Origin of the sequence: Tissierella sp., assembly GCF_052089545.1 — a bacterium.
Taxonomy (GTDB): Bacteria; Bacillota; Clostridia; order Tissierellales; family Tissierellaceae; genus Tissierella_A.
Genome location: NZ_JBQDAA010000093.1, coordinates 5,393 through 8,511 on the forward strand (window position 1 = coordinate 5,393; position 3,119 = coordinate 8,511).

General features: G+C 31.1%; 1 protein-coding gene and 1 pseudogene. One reads left to right on the forward strand and one right to left on the reverse strand.

Annotation, left to right across the window (positions count from 1 at the left end; genetic code table 11):
• Positions 1-549, forward strand: a pseudogene (locus ACTHW2_RS07810) (lysine 2,3-aminomutase); the annotation flags it as partial.
• A gap of 230 nt (positions 550-779) precedes the next feature.
• Here ACTHW2_RS07810 and ACTHW2_RS07815 read toward each other — a convergent pair.
• A complete protein-coding gene (locus ACTHW2_RS07815; RefSeq protein WP_442263387.1) occupies positions 780-2,912 on the reverse strand; it encodes an adenosylcobalamin-dependent ribonucleoside-diphosphate reductase in 2,133 nt (710 codons plus the stop codon).
• Positions 2,913-3,119 lie beyond the last annotated feature (207 nt).

Sequence of the window (3,119 nt, forward strand, 5' to 3'; positions counted from 1 at the left end):
ATAACATCTGAATCTAAAGCTGCATGTGAACTCATTGCAAATGCAGGAATTCCAGTAGGAAATCAGACTGTACTTTTAAGAGGAGTTAATGATTGTCTTCATGTTATGAAAAAATTAATGCATGAACTTGTAAAAATAAGGGTTAGACCCTATTATATATATCAATGCGATCTCTCCGAAGGTATAAGCCACTTCAGAACAAAAGTTTCGAAAGGAATTGAAATTATAGAAGGGCTTAGAGGTCACACATCGGGACTTGCAGTACCAACTTTTGTAATAGATGCACCTGGTGGCGGAGGTAAAATTCCTGTTATGCCAAACTATGTAATTTCCAGAGCTGAAAACAAAGTGATTCTTAGAAATTTTGAAGGTGTAATAACAACATACATTGAACCGAAAGATGATATTTCGAAATGTAACTGTGAAATATGTTCAAGTAAAAAGCCTAGAAAGATGGTAGGTATTTCAAATTTAATCTATAATAAAAAAATATCTTTAGAACCAGCAGATCTTAGAAGAAACATGAGAAAAAAGTATAGAGCTAAATAATAATAGTTTAAGATAGTAGATTTGCTAGAAGTTTATGCAAAGACTAAAGCTACAATAGCACTTTGGAATGTATCACTAGAAATTTATAAAAGAAATATTCGTAATAATAGATCTTTCAGGTTCTAGAAAATCTACTTTAGTTAGATGCTTCAAAGGTACATGTATTATCATCAATGTAAAAAATCTAGACCAATAAGGTCTAGATTTTTTATTTCAGTTTATTATTTATCTTATATTGAACAAGGTGAGTATCCACAGTCTTGACATTCAGCACATCCACCTGAATGATTTAAATGTCCGCCACACATTGGACAAGTATCTGGATCTTCTAAGAGTTGAGCCTGAGCTAACTCATCTATCTCAGCTTGCAATTCATCTATTCTATCTAAATTATCTTTGTCTTTTTTATCAGTTATTAATATTCCAGATCTAGCACATCCATCTCTATAGATCGTAATACCTTTTAATCCTTCTTCCCATGCATACATATAAAGTGCTTCTACATCTTCTACGGTAAACTCATTAGGAACATTTACAGTAGATGATATACTTGCATCTATATATTCTTGCCATACAGATTGTACGTGTATTCTTTCTTTGTAGTCTAGATTAGAAGTTGTTGTAAAGAAATCTGGTAGTTCATCTTCTCTTGATAAGTCATTTTTCTCCATATATTCTTTCACTATAGGAGTAAATACCTTATAGTAAGTATCCTCATGATGTAGTGATTCTGATTTTCTAGTATAAGATACTTGGAATATAGGCTCTAACCCGTTAGAACAACCTATAAGAGTTGATATACTTCCTGTAGGAGGTATTGTTAGGAGCTGACTATTACGTAGTCCATGTTCCTCTATTAGTTCTAATACATCCTCATCTGCATTTGCACGTAAAAATGGTGATTCTAAAACTTTTTCTTTTCTAAAGTTTGGAAACGGACCATCTTCTTTAGCCATATTTGATGATTGTCTTAAAGCTTCATTTATAAATGTTTTACCTATTTGATGTATAAGATTTAAGGACTCTTTGCTACCATATCTTATACCTAGTTTTATAAAGCAGTCAGCTGCTCCCATGATTCCAAGACCTATTTGTCTAAGTTTTTCACTCATTTCTCTTTGTTGTGGAAGTGGGTGAAGTAACATGTTTTCATCTAATATTTCATTTAAATATATAACTCCATTTTTTACCATTTCTTCAAATTTAACAAATTCAAATCTAGCATATTTAGTGAATGGATCTTTTACAAATTCACTTAAGTTTATAGAAGCAAGATTACAAGAACCAAATGCTGGAAGTGTTTCTTCTGCACATGGATTTACTCCCGCAAATTCAAATTCATCATCTTCACTCATTAAATGCCATGTGTCTATTTTACCTTTGTAAAGAAGTCCCGGTTCTGCCATATTCCAGTTGTTTTTAGCTAAAACCCTAAATAATTCTTTAGCATCTACCATTTTACTTATCTCTTCACCAGTAGATTCTACCTTAAAATAAAGTTCATATTCTCTATCTTCTTTAATAGCTTTCATAAACTCATCATCTATATTTACAGATATATTTGCATAATTTACTTTTTCTAAATCATTTTTAACATTTATAAAATCTTCTATATCAGGATGGTTACAGTCTAAGTTTAGCATAAGAGCTCCTCTTCTACCTCTCATACCTATAAGACCCGTAACTAGTGAATAAAGGTCCATAAATGAAACAGCACCAGTAGTAGTAGCTGCAGCATTATTTACCTTAGCACCTTTTGGTCTAAGATTTGAAAGTGTAAGACCACATCCACCACCATAAGAATATGTTCTTGCTAAATATTTTGCAGTATCAAATATTGATTCTATATTATCTTCTACCTTTGGCATAACATAACAGTTTGAAAGTGTTATCTTTCTACCAACTTTATCTAATCCTCTACCAGCTAAAATTCTTCCAGCCGGCATAAACTTTTTATCTTTTATGGCTTTTTTTATAGGAGAATTTCCACCACTTACTCTTTCTAAAAAGTCATCAAAACTTTCACTATCATATCTATATTTCTTTTCATAAATATCCCTTTGTAGGTCTGTCATATCCCAACCTTGTTCACGAAGTTTTGCTCTTTCTTCTCTATATATAATATATTTTCTAGCAACATCAGGTCTACTTTTCATAAGGTGAATCTCTACTAGGTCTTGTATTTTTTCTATACTTACAACTTTCTCATCTTTTAATTCTTCTTCTATTGAAGTAGATATTTGACGAGCATGCTTCTCATCCACCCCTGCTTCTGTTTCACTCATAGCTTTTGTAATGGCAATTTCAATCTTTTCATTTTCAAATTCTACTACATTTCCGTTTCTTTTTTCAACTTTTAACATCTAATATCCTCCTATAAACTATCCACAATGTATTCACAGTTTATCTACATATTGTGTATAGGTATTCTTTAACTACAATATATATAGTGTAACATAGAGCTATATGGATTTCAATATGAATATAATTATTCAATTTTCTCAATATTTGACCTTTCTATAGATAAACAGAATATATCATTTTTCTTTGAATACTATTTATCATAGAAG